The organism is Roseateles sp., from assembly GCF_039595595.1.
GTDB lineage: Bacteria > Pseudomonadota > Gammaproteobacteria > Burkholderiales > Burkholderiaceae_C > Roseateles.
Genome location: NZ_JBCNLG010000006.1, coordinates 206,673 through 223,002 on the forward strand (window position 1 = coordinate 206,673; position 16,330 = coordinate 223,002).

General features: G+C 69.4%; 12 protein-coding genes. 5 read left to right on the forward strand and 7 right to left on the reverse strand.

Annotation, left to right across the window (positions count from 1 at the left end; translation table 11 throughout):
• Window positions 1-120 precede the first annotated feature (120 nt).
• From ABDW61_RS10460 to ABDW61_RS10475, 4 genes are all read left to right on the forward strand, one after another.
• Window positions 121-1,113: a LysR family transcriptional regulator gene (locus ABDW61_RS10460; RefSeq protein ID WP_343638450.1), complete on the forward strand. Its 993-nt coding sequence runs from the start codon at window positions 121-123 to the stop codon at window positions 1,111-1,113.
• Window positions 1,114-1,180: 67 nt separating this feature from the next.
• Window positions 1,181-2,410 carry a Fic family protein gene (locus ABDW61_RS10465; protein WP_343638452.1) on the forward strand — a complete coding sequence of 410 codons (1,230 nt, stop codon included), beginning with the start codon at window positions 1,181-1,183 and terminating at the stop codon, window positions 2,408-2,410.
• A 52-nt stretch (window positions 2,411-2,462) separates the two neighbouring features.
• Window positions 2,463-3,431 (forward strand): magnesium/cobalt transporter CorA, encoded by a 969-nt coding sequence (corA, locus tag ABDW61_RS10470; protein ID WP_343638454.1) that lies wholly within the window; start codon window positions 2,463-2,465, stop codon window positions 3,429-3,431.
• Between the two features lie 195 nt (window positions 3,432-3,626).
• Window positions 3,627-5,270, forward strand: coding sequence for a hypothetical protein (locus tag ABDW61_RS10475; RefSeq protein WP_343638456.1), 1,644 nt, complete (start codon window positions 3,627-3,629; stop codon window positions 5,268-5,270).
• Between the two features lie 118 nt (window positions 5,271-5,388).
• Here the strand turns inward: ABDW61_RS10475 and katG are convergent, their stop codons facing one another.
• The 7 genes from katG to ABDW61_RS10510 form a co-directional block, all read right to left on the reverse strand.
• Window positions 5,389-7,596 carry a catalase/peroxidase HPI gene (gene katG / locus ABDW61_RS10480; RefSeq protein ID WP_343638457.1) on the reverse strand — a complete coding sequence of 736 codons (2,208 nt, stop codon included), beginning with the start codon at window positions 7,594-7,596 and terminating at the stop codon, window positions 5,389-5,391.
• Window positions 7,597-7,939: 343 nt separating this feature from the next.
• Window positions 7,940-8,827: an aromatic amino acid DMT transporter YddG gene (yddG, locus tag ABDW61_RS10485; RefSeq protein ID WP_343638458.1), complete on the reverse strand. Its 888-nt coding sequence runs from the start codon at window positions 8,825-8,827 to the stop codon at window positions 7,940-7,942.
• A 180-nt stretch (window positions 8,828-9,007) separates the two neighbouring features.
• Window positions 9,008-9,871 carry a glycoside hydrolase family 16 protein gene (locus ABDW61_RS10490; protein WP_343638460.1) on the reverse strand — a complete coding sequence of 288 codons (864 nt, stop codon included), beginning with the start codon at window positions 9,869-9,871 and terminating at the stop codon, window positions 9,008-9,010.
• Between the two features lie 45 nt (window positions 9,872-9,916).
• Window positions 9,917-11,182, reverse strand: coding sequence for an extracellular solute-binding protein (locus tag ABDW61_RS10495; protein WP_343638462.1), 1,266 nt, complete (start codon window positions 11,180-11,182; stop codon window positions 9,917-9,919).
• Window positions 11,183-11,246: 64 nt separating this feature from the next.
• Complete coding sequence (locus ABDW61_RS10500) at window positions 11,247-12,650, reverse strand: glycoside hydrolase family 30 protein (protein ID WP_343638464.1); 1,404 nt, start codon at window positions 12,648-12,650, stop codon at window positions 11,247-11,249.
• A gap of 207 nt (window positions 12,651-12,857) precedes the next feature.
• Entirely contained in the window at window positions 12,858-14,057 is a 1,200-nt protein-coding gene (gene galK, locus ABDW61_RS10505) for a galactokinase (RefSeq protein WP_343638466.1), read from the reverse strand.
• A complete protein-coding gene (locus tag ABDW61_RS10510) occupies window positions 14,054-15,184 on the reverse strand; it encodes a UDP-glucose--hexose-1-phosphate uridylyltransferase (protein WP_343638468.1) in 1,131 nt (376 codons plus the stop codon). Before ABDW61_RS10510 ends, galK begins: the two co-directional genes overlap by 4 nt.
• Window positions 15,185-15,307: 123 nt before the next feature.
• Here ABDW61_RS10510 and ABDW61_RS10515 point away from each other — a divergent pair, with 123 nt between their 5' ends.
• Window positions 15,308-16,330, forward strand: a complete 1,023-nt coding sequence (locus ABDW61_RS10515; protein ID WP_343638470.1) for a helix-turn-helix domain-containing protein — start codon at window positions 15,308-15,310, stop codon at window positions 16,328-16,330.

A 16,330-nucleotide genomic window follows, 5' to 3' on the forward strand; every position in this document is an offset into this window, starting at 1 on the left:
GACGAAGGTCCTGGCGCCGTGGTCGAGATATTGCGGTTTTCACGTAGAGGACGCCAATTGCGCTTCCGAATCGGGTCATCACTGGCGGAAATGCCTCGTGACGGAATTAGCATCCGCCCGATGAGCCCGCCCCGCCCCGTCAACTTCCGGACGCTCGACCTGAACCTGCTGCGCGTCTTTGACGTGGTGATGGAAGAGCGCCATGTCACCCGCGCCGCCCACCGGCTCTCCATCACGCAGCCCGCGGTCAGCAACGCGCTGCGCCGGCTGCGCGAGGCGACGCACGAGGAGCTCTTCATTCCGACCTCCACCGGCGTCGAGCCGACGCCGCACGCCCAGTCGCTGTGGCCGGTGGTGCGGCGCGCGCTGTCCAGCCTGCAGCAGGCGCTGGAGCCGCAGGTCTTCGATCCGCGCGCGGCCGGCAACACGGTCAGCTTCACGCTGGCGATGGCGGACGCGACCGCGGCGCTGGTCGTGCCGCAACTGGCGCGGCGCTTCCTGGACGAGGGCATCCATGTCGGGCTGCGCGTGGTGCCGCTCACCACGCGCGATCCGCGCGAGCTGCTGGAGCAGGGCTGGGCGGACCTGGCGATCGGCTTCTTCCCCGACCTGACGGAGCAGTTGCAGGTCGAGGACGACAGCGCCGCCTTCCGCCGCGAGGCGCTGTACGCGAGCCGCTATGTCTGCGTGATGCGCGCGGACCATCCGCTGGCCCAGCCCGGCGCGCTGACGCTGGACGCCTACTGCGCCGCGCAGCACCTGCGTGTGAGCTTCGGCGGCCGCGCGCACGGCTTCGTCGACGACGCGCTCGCGCAGCTGGGCCGCAAGCGCACGGTATCGATGACGGTCAACAGCTTCTTCACCGGCGCGATGGCGGTGCAGCAGTCCGACCTGATCACGGTGCTGCCGGACAGCTTCGTGCCCGCGACCGGCTTCGCCGGCCAGCTCGCCTGCCGCCTGCCGCCGTTCGCGCTGCGCGGCATCGACATCAGCCAGGTCTGGCACATCCGTGCCGAGACCGATCCCGCCCAGCGCTGGCTGCGCCAGATGATCGGCGAGGTCGCCGACGTCGTGGCAGCCGGCGCGCGGGCACTGCCGCGGACTGCGGCTTAGCGCATATCGGTCATTGTCTTCGGCGCCGCGGCGCGGAGCATCGCGGGCTTCTCATCGAGGAGGCCCCATGCAACGCGGACTCACCGGACACCACGAACCATCGATCGCCGGCGGCGAGCCTTGCCGCGCCTTCGTGCCCAGGCCGCTGCCGCCCGTGCCGGCGCTGAGCTTCGACGCGGATCTGCAGGAGCGGCTCAGCGCCGCGCACCTGGCGATCGGCCGGCTCGACGGCATGGCTTCGCGCATGCCGGAGACGCCGGTGCTGCTCTACGGCTACGTGCGCAAGGAAGCGGTGATGTCCTCGCGCATCGAGGGCACGCAGTCGTCGCTGTCCGACCTCCTGCTCTACGAGGCCAACGGCGCGCCGGACGTGCCGCTGCATGACGTGCGCGAGGTCTCCTGCTACGTCGCGGCGCTCGATCGGGGGCTCGCCGGTCTGAAGGCCGGCATGCCGCTGTGCACGCGCCTGATGAACGACATGCATGCGCTGCTGATGAGCCAAGGCCGCGGCGCCGGCAAGGCGCCGGGCGAGATCCGCCGCACGCAGAACTGGATTGGCGGGCGGTCCCCCCGGGCGGCGCAGTTCGTGCCGCCGCCGCCGAACCGGCTGCGCGACTGCCTGTCCGATCTCGAGAAATTCCTGAACGACCAGCCGGCGCCGACCGCCACCTTGATCAAGGCGGCACTGGCGCACCTGCAGTTCGAGAGCATCCATCCCTACCTGGATGGCAACGGCCGCCTCGGCCGGTTGCTGATTCCGCTGATCCTCGTCCACGAACGCGTGCTGCGGGCGCCGCTGCTCTACCTGTCGCTGCACTTCAAGCGGCATCGGCAGACCTACTACCGGCTGCTGCAGGAGGTGCGCGAGCACGGCGACTGGGAAGCGTGGCTGCGCTTCTTCGCGACGGCGGTGGCGGATACCGCGTCGCAGGCGGTGGGCACCGCCGAGGCCCTGACGGCCTTGCGGGTCATCGATGACGCGCGGATCCGCTCGACGCTGCGGGTCGACGATGCGCTCGTGCAAGTCCACCGCGCGCTGTGCCAGCGCCCGGTCGCGCGAGACGCCGACCTCATCGCGCTCACCGGCCTGGACGCGCGCGCGGTCGGCCGCGCCGCCGCGATGCTCACGGACCTGGGCCTGCTGCGCGAGGCGCCAGGCCTGGCGGGCGACCGCATCCACGTCTACACGGCCTTCCTGGACCTGCTCGACCGCGAGCCGGACGAGGACGATCCACCGCCTCCACCGGAGGCGGCCGACGGTGCATCGCCCTCGCGGTTTGTCTTGATGCCGTCTTGATCCGGTCCGGGCTACGCTCGGCGGATCACGCCGCTCACAAGAACGAGAGACCATGCTCATCAACTGCGTCGCGTACCGCGACGGCCGCCGGCTTGCCGACATCAGGCCGGAAGAGATCAGTGACTACCTGAAGCTGCCCGACTGCTTCGTCTGGGTCGCGCTGCGCGATGCCGCGCCCGAGGAAGTCTTGGCGATGAAGGAGGAGTTCGACCTCCACGAGCTCGCCGTCGAGGACGCGCTGCACGGGCAGCAGCGGCCCAAGGTCGAGGAGTACGGCGACACGCTGTTCGCCGTCATGCAGACCGTGCAGTTCACGCCCACCGATGAGCTCTGCACCGGCGAGGTGTCGATCTTCGCCGGCCGCAACTTCGTGCTGTCGATCCGCAATCGCGTCGCCCAGAACCTGCTGGGCGTGCGCGCCCGCGCGGAGAAGGAGCCGCACATGCTCAGGCGCGGCCCCGGCTTCGTGATGTACGCGATCATGGACGCCGTCGTGGATCGCTACTTCCCGGTGATCGAGGCGCTGGAGGCCGAGCTCGATGCGATCGAAGGGCAGATCTTCGAGCCCGGCGTGACGCGCGAGAACATCCGCCGGGTGTATGCGCTCAAGCAGCGCGTCACGACCGTCAAGCATGCGGTCTCGCCGCTGCTGGATGCCGTGGGCAAGCTGGTGCGCGGCCGCGTGCCGCCGATCTGCGAGGACACGCGCGAGTACTTCCGCGATGTCTACGACCATCTGGAACGCATGCAGTCGGCGCTCGACACGCTGCGCGATTCGGCCACCACCGCCATCCAGGTCCATCTGTCGATGGCGGCGATCGAGGATTCCGAGATCACCAAGCGGCTGGCGGCCTGGGCCGGGATCTTCGCGGCGGCCACCGCCTTCGCGGGGATCTGGGGCATGAACTTCGAGGTCATGCCGGAACTCAAGTGGCGCTGGGGCTATCCGGCGGCGCTCGGCGTCATCGCCGCCACCTGCGGGGTGCTGTTCTGGCGGTTCAGAAGGGCCGGCTGGCTGTAGCGTCCAGGGCGAGTACCGTCTTCACCACATCCCAACCGCTTCTTCTGAGCCGGACTTCACAAATTCCTGATCGACGGGCTCCTTTCGCTATCCGCACCACTGGGCGCATGCTTTACAGGGCAGACAATTTCTCGCGCCGCGGACCGCCCGGTCGGCGGCCCCGGAAAGCACAAACCTAGCGAAAGAGCTACCCCGATGAAGAAGCAGAACCGATCGACCGCGACCGCGGCCCTGGCCTCCGCCGCCCTCCTGCCCGCCCTGCTCGTGGCCTGCGGCGGCGGTGGTGGCGACGCCTCGCCGCCCACGCCCGACCCGGCCCAGCAGTCCCTCGTCGTCACCGGCACCGCCGCCACCGGCGCCGCCCTGGCCAGCGCGTCCGTCAAGCTGGCCTGCGCCGCCGGCACCGCCACCGTCACCGCGTCGGCCTCCGGCACCTTCTCCGCCACCATCGTCAACGGCGCCCTGCCCTGCGTGCTGACCGCCACCAGCAGCGACGGCAAGACCGAGCTCCACTCCGTCGCCGCCGGCACCGGCTTCGCTCCCACCACCGCCAACATCACGCCGCTGACCGAGCTGCTGATCGCCCGCCTCGCCGGCGGCGATCCCAAGACCTTCGTCTCCGGCTTCGGGGCCAACACCGCCATCTCCGCCAGCGATGTCGCCGCCGCGCAGACCGCGCTGCTGCAATCGCTCACCAGCGCCGGCCTGAACACCAGCGCCGTCACCGACGTCGTCAGCGGCTCGCTGACCGCGGGCAGCGGCGCCGGCTACGACGGCGTGCTCGACAAGCTCGGCACCCTGCTCAAGGGCGCGAACGTGGCCCTGTCGGACCTGACCGGCGCCGTCGCCTCCAGCAGCAAAGCCGGCAGCGAGACCACCGGCGCCGTGCTGGGCACCGTGCTGGCCGCAGCTCCCGGCGACTGCCCGGGCTTCAAGACCGGCACCCTGCGCGTGCTGGACCTCACCAGCGCCAAGTACTCGCTGATGAAGGTCGACACCACCGCGATGACCGTCAGCGGCACCGACGGCACCTTCGCGCTGACCAAGAACGCCGCCTGCGACTACAAGATCGGCGACCCCGCCGGCACCCGCGCGCTGGTCGCGCGCTCGGGCATCGTCATCTTCAGCTCCGGCACCGGCTTGAACGGCCTGGTCGGCGTCGCCTTCCCGGAGCAGAAGCTCGAGGTCGCCGCGCTCGCGGGCACCTATGACTTCGTGAACTACGCCGTCAGCGGCTACGCCGGCTTCGGCGACACCGTCTTCGCCGCCGATGGCAAGAACGGTCTGTCGCACAACTGCAATGGCTACGGCGCTTGCGTCGAGGACGCGCAGACCAAGGGCCGCCTGGTCGCCAACGCCAATGGCGGCTTCGACTACGCCGACGACCCGCAAGGCGATCACGCCCGCGTCTTCGCCTTCCGCAACGCATCGGGCCGCAACTTCCTGGTCGCGCAGAACGATGACGGCTCGGTCACCGTGATGGCCGCCAGGGACAAGCTGGCGCTGCCGGACGTGGGCCGCGTCGCCGGCTACTGGCAGTTCAGCGTGAACAACACCGGCCTGAGCGCCATCGTGGCCGACGCCAACACGATCACGGCCGCCGATCCGGTCACCGGCCTGGTGAGCCGCAGCTTCACGAACGACAACCACACGGACAAGATCACCTACAACGCGCCGTACGACGGCATGCGCTATCGCGCCCCCAACGCCTGCCTGAGCTCGGGCGGCGGCGCCTATGCCTGCAACACGGTGGTGCAACTGCCCTACGGCGGCGTGCAGGTGGCCGTCAGCGCCGACCCGGCGAAGAACTTCGTCACCGTGACCGTCGACAAGCCCTGATCCTGGGGCACGGCCCGGCCGCCGCGCCAAGCGGCGCCGCCTCGGGCCGATGAACGCTGCACGCCGGGGCGGGCGGTGTCCGGAAACGGACGCCTCCCGCCCCGGCGGCGTTTCGGGCTCACTTCAGTTCGAAGCGATCCAGGTTCATCACCTTGGTCCAGGCGGCAATGAACTCCTGGACGAAGCGCTGCTGCGAGTCATCGCTCGCATAGACCTCCGCCAGCGCGCGCAGTTGCGAGTTCGAGCCGAACACCAGGTCGACGCGCGTCGCGGTCCACTTCGGCTCCCCGGTCGCGCGGTCGCGGCCGACGTAGAGCTCAGCCGCCTCCGACGTCGGCGTCCACGCCAGGTTCATGTCCAGCAGCGTCGAGAAGAAGTCCGTGCTCAGCACGCCGGGCCGCGCGGTGAAGACGCCATGCCGGTCCTGCGTCGCGCCCAGGCTGCGCAGGCCGCCGACCAGCACGGTCATCTCGGGCGCGCTCAGCGTCAGCAACTGGGCCTTGTCGATCAGCAGCGCCTCGGCGGGCACGCTGTAGCGCTTCTTCTGGTAGTTGCGGAAGCCATCGGCGATCGGCTCCAGCACCGCGAAGCCTTCGACGTCGGTCTGCGCCTGCGACGCATCGACGCGGCCCGGCGTGAAGGGCACCGTCACCTGATGGCCCGCGGCCCTGGCCGCCTGCTCGATGGCCGCGGCGCCGCCCAGCACGATCAGGTCGGCCAGCGAGACCTGCTTGCCGCCGGCCGCGGCGGCATTGAAGTCGCGCTGCACCGTCTCCAGCGCGGACAGCACTTTGGCGAGCTGTTCCGGCTGGTTCGCTTCCCAATCCTTTTGCGGCGCCAGGCGGATGCGCGCGCCATTGGCGCCGCCGCGCTTGTCGGAACCGCGGAAGGTCGAGGCGCTGGCCCACGCGGTCGACACCAGCTCGCTCACCGTCAGGCCGAAGGCCAGGATCTGCGCCTTCAGCGCCGCGATGTCGCTGGCGTCGATCAGCGCGTGATCGACAGCCGGCAGCGGGTCCTGCCAGAGCAGGTCTTCGGCCGGCACCTCGGGACCGAGGTAGCGCGACTTCGGGCCCATGTCGCGGTGCGTCAGCTTGAACCAGGCACGGGCGTAGGCATCGGCGAAGGCGGCCGGATCCTGATGGAAGCGGCGCGAGATCGGCTCATAGATCGGGTCCATGCGCAGCGACAGGTCGGCCGTCGTCATCATCGGCGCATGCTTGCGCGACGGATCGTGCGCGTCCGGGATCATGTGCTCGGGCTTGACGTCCTTGGCCACCCACTGGTGCGCGCCTGCCGGGCTCCGGGTGAGTTCCCACTCGTAGCCGAACAGCATGTCGAAGTAGCCGTTGTCCCAGGTCGTCGGATTGGGCTTCCATGCGCCCTCGATGCCGCTGGTGGTGGTGTGCACGCCCTTGCCGGACTCGAACTGGTTGAGCCAGCCCAGGCCCATCGCCTCGAGCGGCGCGGCCTCCGGTTCCGGGCCGACCAGCTTCGGATCGCCGGCGCCGTGCGCCTTGCCGAAGGTGTGGCCGCCGGCGACCAGCGCGACGGTCTCCTCGTCGTTCATGCCCATGCGGCCGAAGGTGTCACGCACGTCGCGGCCCGAGGCCACGGGATCGGGGTTGCCGTCCGGACCTTCCGGGTTCACGTAGATCAGGCCCATCTGCACGGCGGCCAGCGGCGTCTCCATCTGGCGCTCGCCGGAGTAGCGGCTGTTCGGCTTGTCGCTGGTGGCCAGCCATTCGGTCTCGGCGCCCCAGTACACGTCTTCCTCCGGCGCCCAGATGTCCTCGCGTCCGCCGGCGAAGCCGAAGGTCTTGAAGCCCATCGATTCCATCGCGACATTGCCGGCCAGGATCATCAGGTCGGCCCACGACAGGCGGTTGCCGTACTTGCGTTTGATCGGCCACAGCAGGCGGCGGGCCTTGTCCAGGTTGCCGTTGTCGGGCCAGCTGTTCAGCGGCGCGAAGCGCTGGTTGCCGGCGCTGGCGCCGCCGCGGCCGTCCGCGCTGCGGTAGGTGCCGGCGCTGTGCCAGGCCATGCGGATGAACAGGCCGCCGTAGTGGCCCCAATCGGCCGGCCACCAGGGCTGGGAGTCGGTCATCAGCGCCGTCAGGTCGCGCTTCACCGCCGCGAGGTCGAGCTTCTTGAACTCCTCGGCGTAGTTGAAGCCGGCGGGCATCGGGCTGGAGTCCGGCGTGTGCTGGTGCAGGATGCGCAGGTTCAGCTGGTTGGGCCACCAGTCGCGATTGGAACGGCTGCCGGCGGCCGGGGCGGGGATGCTCTTCTTGCCCGAGAACGGGCACTTGCTTTCACTGCTCATGAGGTCTCTTTCTCTGTGACGGGGTCTCTGGTGGCGATCCGGAAGGCGGGGAAACGGAGGGCGAGGATGGATCAGGCGGGACGGCCTCGCCACTCTCCGATGGCAGAGCGCGAGATCGCCGGTCGCGGCGAGGGACGGGGGCAGGTCTTGCGGGCTGGAGGGAAGTCTCTTCATCCGCGCGCCGCCGGTCCAGTCGATTGCGCTTATGGCGGCCATAGGAAACCTTTTGAGACCGGCCGGGGGCGAAAGGCCACCGGCGCGAGCTGAAAGGTCTACCAGGAGTGGGACAGCGACGGCGAAAACGACCTGCGCGCCTTGCAGTTCGGCGGGGCAACCGCCACGGCTACGTCCGCGACCCGATCGCCGCCATCAGTGATCCTGCCGCGACCATCGCGGCGCCGATCCAGAACACGCCGGGCAGTGGCGCGCTCAGCAGCACGGATGCGAACAGCGCCGACAAGAGCGGCGTCGCGTTGGCCGCCAGCCCGAGCAGATGGATGTTGCCGCGCAGCACGCCGATGTTCCACAGCGTGTAGGCCAGCGTCACCGCCGCGCTTGCCAGCGCCACCTGGATCACGACATGCGCTGACCAGTTCATCGGTGGCCGGTCGCTGTTGAAGGCGTGGCAGATCCAGAACGCCACCGCGCTCAGGGCCATGAAGAACCAGAGCCCGTTCCTGCCCTGGGCCATGAACTTGGTGCAGGTGCTGTAGAGCGCCCACACGATCGCGCCGGCGAAGGCCAGGCCATAGGACAGCGGATTCGCCGCGGCGTTGTGGAAGAAGCGGCTCAGCGACAGCCCTTCCGGCGGCGAGGACGCGGTCACCACACCGGCGAGCGCGAGCGCCAGGCCGCCGAGCATCAGCGCGTTGAGCCGCTTGCGGCCCGCGGCGGCGGAGCACAGCACCGTGAGGCTGGGCCACAGGTAGTTCACCATGCCGACCTCGATCGCCTCGTGCCGCGTGCGCGCCAGCCCGAGCGCGAGGACGAAGCAGAGCTCGTAGGCGACGAACAGCGTGGCGCCGATCCACAGGTAGCGGCGGGGCAGTTCGCGCAAGGAGGCGCGCGCCGGGAGCAGCAGCAGCGCCGCGGCGGTGAACAACACCGCGGGCGCGCCGGTCCGGCCGAGGAACTCGATCGTGCTGCGGTTGACGCCGACGGAGGTGCTCCAGAACAGGATGGCGATCAGGCCCAGCGCGGTCGCGCCCTTGGAGACTTCAGACTTCGACATCCAGGGGATCAACCTTCGCAAAACTTCGGGGGCGACATGCCCCATTGTTTCGCGAGCGCCGGGCTCGAACGACCAGACTGGAAATCGGAGCGGCGCCGACCGCACGGATGAGGCGCTCGAGGAGCGCCGGGCGGCCATGATTCCGCGCGACCGCGCGAGACATTCTCCGGCCTTCTCCGATCACCGCTCCGCCTGATAGACCCTCACGTACTCGATCTCGTACCCGATCGGGAAGATCCCATCATCGATTTCTCCGCCGAGGTCCCCGCCAATGGCGAGATTGAGGATCAGGAACTGCGGCTTGTCGAACGGCCATTGCGCCGTTCCGCGTCCGAGGTTGGGATAGGCCGCATGCACCTGGCCATCGATGCCGAAACGGATCTCCCTGGGCGTCCACAGCATCTGGTAGTCGTGGAACTCGTCGCACGCCGTCGCGAGCTTGCGGCCCTCGCCCACTCCGTGCCCCCCGTGCCCCGAGCTGGTGTGCACCGTGCTGAACACCCAGTCCGGCTTGCGCCCCATGTGCTCGAGGATGTCCAGCTCGCCCGCCGCCGGCCAGTCGCCCTGGCTGCCGAGCATCCAGATCGCCGGCCACGTTCCCTGGCCGCAAGGCAGCTTCGCGCGAATCTCGAAGTAGCCATAGGTCCATTCGGCCTTGCCCCTCGTGATCAGCCGCGTCGACGTGTACTGCTGGCCGCCCCAATCCGGCTGCGAGGTCAGCGCCTCCTTCCTCGCCGTGATGACCAGCCGGCCGTCCTTCACCACCGCGTTCTCCGCGCGCGGGCCCGCGTAGTACTGCTTCTCGCGGTTGTGCCAGCCCTGCCTGTTCATGCCGGTGTCGTAGGACCAGCGAGACTCGTCCGGCAGCCCGGCCTTGTCGAACTCCTCCGACCACACCAGCGAGTAGCCCGCCGGCACGCCGATCGGCCCGGACGCCGCCCCGCCCTTCCCCGTCGCCGTCTGCGCCATCGCGGCGCCACCATCGATCGCGAGCGCCGCCACCAGCGGCACGGCGGCCCAGTGCCGTGTCAGTCGTTGCTTCATGACGTCCTTTCCCTCATCCCCCACTCCCATCCCCATCGCCATCCCTTACCGCTTCGCGCGGCGTTGCAACAGTTGCTCGGCATCGGCGAGCGCCGCCTTGATGGTCTTCTGCCCGCGCAGCACCTTGTCGAGTTCCGTCTGCACGACCTCCTCGGCGAACTTGTTCTGCTTGTGGACCGGCAAGGCCGTGATCTTCAGCGCGTCCTCGCGCCAGAGCAGCCGCGCCCGCTGTCCACCGAGAAAGTCCACCGGCTCGCTGAAGAACGGGTCCTCGTGCACCTCCCGCAAGGCGGGGAAGGCGTCATAGCTCTTGAAGGCCTGCAGCTGCCGCTTCGGATCCAGCGTCATCAACTGGATGAAGCGCCACGCGAGCGCCTTGCGCGACGGCGCGGACTTTCGCGCGATCGCATAGAAGGTCCCGCCATACGGCACATGGGCGCCGCCGGGCAGCGACGACGCGCGCCACAAGCCCTTGGTCTCCGGTGCGATGAACGCGTTGAGCTGCCCGACCAGCCAGGCACCCGACAGCTCCGTCGCCAGCCGCCCCTGCTTGAAGCCGGCGCCCCAGTCGTTCGACCACGCCGGGACCTTCGCATCGAGGCCCTTCTGCCGCGCGCGCAGCGCGACTTCGAATGCGCGCTCGAAGCGCGGTGAATTCACCAGCACCTGCGAGTCGCCATCGAAGTAGATGCCCTCGCCGGGCCGCAGCCCGTCGGCGATCAGGATGTCCTTGATCTCCTGCACGCTGGCGATCAGGTAGGCGCCCGTCGCGGCCTTGATGCGCTCACCCGCGGCGACGTAGCTGTCCCAACTGCGCGTGAGCGCCTCCGGCGCGACGCCCGCGCGCTCCAGGACGTCCTTGCGATACAGCATCGTGCCGGGCCCGATGTCGGCCGGCACCGCGACCACCGCGCCATCGCGCGCGATCGCCTGGTCATAGGCGTAAGGCACCAGCCGCGGCCGGAAGGCCTCGACGCCGAAGGGCGCCTGGCGCAGGTCCTCCAGCCCGCCGCCCTGCGCGAAGCGTCCGACGAAGCTCGACTCCAGCGCCATCACGTCCGGCAGCCCGACCGCCGTCGACAGCGCGGTCGTCATCGCCGTGTGGTGGTCGCTGTACTGCCGCATCAGGATGCGCAGCTCCACGTCAGGATGCATCGCCTGCCAGGCCGGGATCGCCGCCTTGGCGATCTCGTCCATCAGCGGAAATGCCGCGATGGTCAGCACCTCGCGCGTCTGCGCCAGCGCCGGCACGATCAGCGTTCCGGACCACGCCGGCGCGGTCAACGCCGCGAGCGCGGCGCGGCGGCTCAAGGCCGCGGATGCTCCGTGCGCAAGGGCCTTTGGGCGCTTCGCCCTGGACTCGGCCATCCGGGTCTCAGCGCGGCAGCACGTAGGTGGCGATGCTCCGCGGCGGCAGCGACACCACGCCCGCCACGCCATCGAGACGCAGCGTGAAGCGATGCGCCCGATCGCTGCGGTTCATCACGACGGTGACGACACTGCCGTCCTCGTTCACCGCCGCGGTGCACTCCAGGTCCTGGCTGCTCGCCGAGCACAGCACCCGCCGCGCGCCCGGCTTGATGAAGCGGCTGAAGTGGCCGAGGTAGTCATACGAGCTCTGCGGCATCAGCCGGTTGTGCTCGCGGTCCGCGAGCATCGGCGCGCTGCACAGGTTGCCGACATGGTTGGGGCCGCCGGTCTCGTCGAGCAGCAGGTTCCAGTCGATCCAGCCCACCGTCCAGCGGTTGAGGTCGTTGATGATGCTGCGTGCGTAGCGTTCGCCGGTGAGCCACGAGCCGATGTGCGGGCCGCCCTCCTGGCAGCCTTCGGTGAACAGCAACTGCTTGTCGGGATAGGCGTCGTGCAGCAGGCCGACGTGGTCGAAGTGGTCCTCGACGTACCAGTGGAAGCCGCAGCCCCACACGTACTTCGAGGCCTCGGGATCGGAGTACACGACATCCGCGCGCTGCACCATCTGGTCTCGGTTGTGGTCCCAGATGACGATGCGGATGCGCTCCAGGCCCGCCGCGTGCAGCGCGGGGCCGAGGTGGTCGCGGACGAAGTCGCGCTCCTCCTCCGCGGAGTAGACGCAGGAATCCCAGCGCTGCACGGCGTCCGGCTCGTTCTGCACCGACACGCCCCAGATGGGCACGCCTTCGGCCTCGTAGGCCTGGATGAAGCGCACGAAGCACTGCGCCCACGCCTTCGCGTACCGCGGCAGCAGCTTGCCGCCGTTGTTCATCTCGCCGTTGGACTTCATCCAGGCGGGTGGACTCCACGGCGAGACGAGCAGCTTCATCGGGCCGGGCGCGACCTTCATCGCCGCCTGGATCATCGGCAGCAGCGCGCGGCGGTCGCGATCGATGTTGAAGTGCTCGAGCGCTTCGTCGCCGGGGACCTCCGCATGCGCGTAGTTGCCCAGCGAGAAGTCGCAGCTGTTCATGTGCACGCGGTTGAAGGTGTAGCCATGGCCGGCGTTGGCGTCGAAGTACGCGTGCAGCAGCGCGTTGGCCTCGGCGGGAGGGAGCTTCTGCCAGGTGGTCGCGGCCGCTTCGGTGAACGCGCCGCCGAAGCCCTCGATCCGCTGGAAGCGCCTGGCGCTGTTCACCACCACCTTGGCCATGCCCGCCACCGCGGCATCGGCCATCAATCGGTCCACCGGCTGCAGCGCGAGCTCGGGCTGCGCCGCGAGGCGAGTCGAATCGGCCAGGCTCGCGCCCTTCGCGGACAGCGTCCATCGCAGCGGCGCGGACGCGCCAGCCGAAGTTGTCTCCGTCATGGGAATGCCTTTTGTGCTTGTCGAATCAGCGCATTTGAAATCGCTTTCAGGCGACGAGCATAGAGGCAGTAGGGGACACGGTCAATGGAGAGCTGCACTGGCACAGCGCTGCTGCCACTCGACGAACCCCCTCTCCCCTGCCCTCTCCCCCCTCGCGGGGGGCGAGGGAGTTCGTGGCGGGTGGTTGGTTGTCGGCGGGAGGGTGTGTCAGGCGAGCTGACCGGCGCCGTCGGAGGCGGCGCAGACGTGCAGTTCGGCGGCTCGGCCGTCGGGCGAGCGATAGCCGCGTTCGACCGCGGCGCGGATCTCGCCGACCATCGCCCGCGGCGCGAGCGCAATCACGCAGCCGCCGAAACCGCCACCGGTCATGCGCGCGCCGCCGTGCTCGCCGATCACCTCCTGCATCAGCGCGGCCAGCGCATCGATGGCGGGCACGGTGATTTCGAAGTCATCCCGCATCGACCAGTGCGACTCGCGCATCAGATGACCGATCGCGGCGAGATCCCCGTGGCCCAGCGCGCCGGCCAGACCGGCGCAGCGGCGGCTGTCCGAAATGATGTGGCGCGCACGCCGGCGCACCACCAGGTCCAGCGTGCCACCCAGCCGCGACCACAGCGCTTCGTCGACATCGCGCAGCGCCTTCACGCCAAGCCCGCGCGCGGCCGCCTCGCATTGCTGACGCCGCAGGTTGTATTCGCTGTCGACCAGCCCGCGCTGGATCTTGGAATCAACGACCAGCACCGCCAGGTCCGCCGGCATCGCGATCGGCCGCACGTCCAGCGAACGGCAGTCCATCAGCAGCGCATGATCCTTGACGCCCAGCGAGGACGACAGCTGATCCAGCACCCCGCAGCGGCAGCCGGCGTAGACGTTCTCCGCGCGCTGGCCGGCCAGCGCCATCGCGGTCGGCGTCAGCGTCCAGCCGTTGAGCGCCGACAGCGCCTGCCCGATCGCCATCTCCAGCGAGGCCGACGAACTCAATCCGGCGCCCTGCGGCACATTGCCCGCGATCGCGAGCGTCGCGCCGCCGACGGCATGCCCCTGCTCCCGCAGCACGGCGACCATGCCCTGCACGTAGCGCAACCATTGCGGACTCGCGCTCACGTCGGCGGCCTCGCCGACGCGGAAGCGGCCGAAGGCGCCCCCGGACGCACCCGCCTGGCCCTGCCCGCCCGGCAGGTCGCAGGCCAGCACCTCGATCACATCGTCCTCACGCGGCGCCGCGGCAACGACCGTCTCGCGGTCGATCGCGCAGGGCATCGCGAAGCCCTCGTTGTAATCGGTGTGTTCGCCGATCAGATTGACGCGCGCAGGCGCGCGGCTCAAACGTTCCGCGGCGCGGCCGAAAGCGCGCTGGAATCCGTCCACCGCGCGATCGCGCGGCGGGGTCGATGGCGTCTGGCTCATGCGCCCTCCTGCGCGGCAGCGCGGCGCGCCTGCCGGTAATGCACCGTGTCGCTGACCTCGCGCAGCCGCTGCGCGGCCGTCTCGGGCGTGAGATCGCGCTGCGGCTCGCCGAGCATCTCGAAACCCACCATGAACTTGCGCACCGTCGCCGAGCGCAGCAACGGCGGATAGAAATGCGCGTGCAGTTGCCAGTGGGCATGGGCCGCGTCGTCCGGACGGCCGGCGCCATGCGGCGCGCCATGCCAGCCCATCGAATACGGGAACGAGCACTGGAACAGGTTGTCGTAGCGCGTGGTCAGACGGCGCACGGCCTCGGCCAGGTCATCGGCCTGCGCCGGCGTCATCGCGTCCAGGCGCAGTGTGTGCGCCTTGGGCAGCAGCAGCGTCTCGAAGGGCCAGGCGGCCCAGTACGGCACGACGGCGAGCCAGTGCGCGGTCTCGACGACGATGCGCTCCTTCGCCGCCAGCTCATCGCGGACATAGCGCATCAGCAGCGGCTCGCCATGACGGGCGAGGTAGTCGCGCTGATGGGCGTCGGCCAGCAGGGCCTCGTCGGGCAACTGGTCCAGGCCCCAGACCTGGCCATGCGGGTGCGGGTTGGAGCAGCCCATCGCCGCCCCCTTGTTTTCGAACACCTGCACCCAGCGATGGCGCGCGCCCATGTCGGCGGACTGGTCCATCCACGCCGTCACGACGGCGCGCAACTCGGCCGGCGTGAGCTCCGGCAGCGTGCGCCCATGGTCCGGCGAGAAGCACAGCACGCGGCATTCGCCCGCCACCGGCAGCGACTGCATCAGGTCGGCAGCGCCGGCATCCGGCACGGCGATGCGCTCCTCGTCGCCCTGCGCCGGCTGCAGCGCCGCGAAGTCGTTGGTGAAGACGAAGGTGCCGGTGTAGTCCGGGTTGCGCTGGCCGTTCGCGCGAGTGTTCCCGGCGCAGAGATAGCAATCCGGATCATGGGCCGGCAGCAGCGTGTCGTCCAACGCCTCCTGCGCGCCCTGCCACGGGCGCTGCGTGCGATGCGGAGACACCAGCACATGGCCGCCGGTCAGCGGATTGCGGCGGCGGTGAACGCGGCCGGGACGGTCGGCGCGTTCGGTTCGCGCGTCGTGGGGAACGGGATTCATTCCATCATTATCGCGAATCTGATTGTTAGTAATGATCGGTTCTTACCCGATCTGCCAAAAGCCCGAGGCCGAAGCCAGGGAACGCGGCGCATAAACTCACGAATCTTTTCGGGGGAACGCGCGATGGTGGAGGTCTCGGGCAGCCGGATCCTGGTGGTGGAAGGCGATGCGGCACTCGCGGTGGCAAAGGCGCTGGCCTCGGACACGCGGCAGGCCCTGCTGGGTCTGCTGACGCATCAGGTGCTGAACGTGTCGGAGCTGGCATCGGCGATGAACCTGCCGCATTCCACCGTCAGCTTCAACATCAACCAGCTGCAGGCGGTGGGACTGGTGTCGGTGGAGGTGGAGCCCGGCACGCGCGGCCAGCAGAAGCTGTGCTCCAAGCGCTATGACGAGGTGCGCCTGCGGCTGCCCGGCGCGGCGATCGAGTCACGGCCCGACGTCATCTCGATCAGCATGCCGATCGGCAGCTACCGCCATGTCGAGGCCAAGCCCACCTGCGGCCTGGTCAGCGAGACCAAGATCATCGGCATGCTGGACGACTCGCGCTCCTTCTTCGAGCCGGAGCACGTCTATGCGCAGCTGCTGTGGTTCGGCGGCTCGGGCTACGTGGACTACGCCTTCCCGAACAACCTGCCCTACGGCGCGGTGCCCAGCCAGCTGGAGCTGTCGATGGAGCTGTGCTCGGAGGCGCCGCAGTTCAACGAGGACTGGCCGTCGGACATCACGCTGTGGATCAACGACAAGGAGATCGGCACCTGGACCAGCCCCGGCGACTATGGCGGGAAGCCCTCGCTGCTGATGCCGAGCTGGTGGCAGGTGGACCGCACGACGCATGGCTTGCTCAAGCAGTGGAGCGTCGGCGAACAGGGCTCGATGATCGACGGCGTCGCGCTGGGCCCGGTGAAGATCGCCGACCTGGACCTGCCGCAGACCAACCACATCAAGGTCAGGCTGGGCGTCAAGGAGGACGCCCGCAATCGCGGTGGCCTCAACCTGTTCGGACGCAAGTTCGGCAACTACCCGCAGGACATCGTGATGCGAATCGCGTTCGACTTTCCTCGCGGGCAGGGGCCGGACGCGGTGAACAACGAGCCGAAGACCTCGCCCGCGGCGGCCCGCCGGCCCCCACGACAGGTGCGCTGA

Coding starts and splice junctions, on each gene's coding strand:
- ABDW61_RS10510 (WP_343638468.1), bottom strand. CDS start 15,184: ATGAATCCCGTTCCCCACGACGCGCGAACCGAACGCGCCGACCGTCCC.
- ABDW61_RS10515 (WP_343638470.1), top strand. CDS start 15,308: ATGGTGGAGGTCTCGGGCAGCCGGATCCTGGTGGTGGAAGGCGATGCG.
- ABDW61_RS10490 (WP_343638460.1), bottom strand. CDS start 9,871: ATGAAGCAACGACTGACACGGCACTGGGCCGCCGTGCCGCTGGTGGCG.
- ABDW61_RS10460 (WP_343638450.1), top strand. CDS start 121: ATGAGCCCGCCCCGCCCCGTCAACTTCCGGACGCTCGACCTGAACCTG.
- ABDW61_RS10465 (WP_343638452.1), top strand. CDS start 1,181: ATGCAACGCGGACTCACCGGACACCACGAACCATCGATCGCCGGCGGC.
- yddG (WP_343638458.1), bottom strand. CDS start 8,827: ATGTCGAAGTCTGAAGTCTCCAAGGGCGCGACCGCGCTGGGCCTGATC.
- galK (WP_343638466.1), bottom strand. CDS start 14,057: ATGAGCCAGACGCCATCGACCCCGCCGCGCGATCGCGCGGTGGACGGA.
- ABDW61_RS10500 (WP_343638464.1), bottom strand. CDS start 12,650: ATGACGGAGACAACTTCGGCTGGCGCGTCCGCGCCGCTGCGATGGACG.
- corA (WP_343638454.1), top strand. CDS start 2,463: ATGCTCATCAACTGCGTCGCGTACCGCGACGGCCGCCGGCTTGCCGAC.
- katG (WP_343638457.1), bottom strand. CDS start 7,596: ATGAGCAGTGAAAGCAAGTGCCCGTTCTCGGGCAAGAAGAGCATCCCC.
- ABDW61_RS10475 (WP_343638456.1), top strand. CDS start 3,627: ATGAAGAAGCAGAACCGATCGACCGCGACCGCGGCCCTGGCCTCCGCC.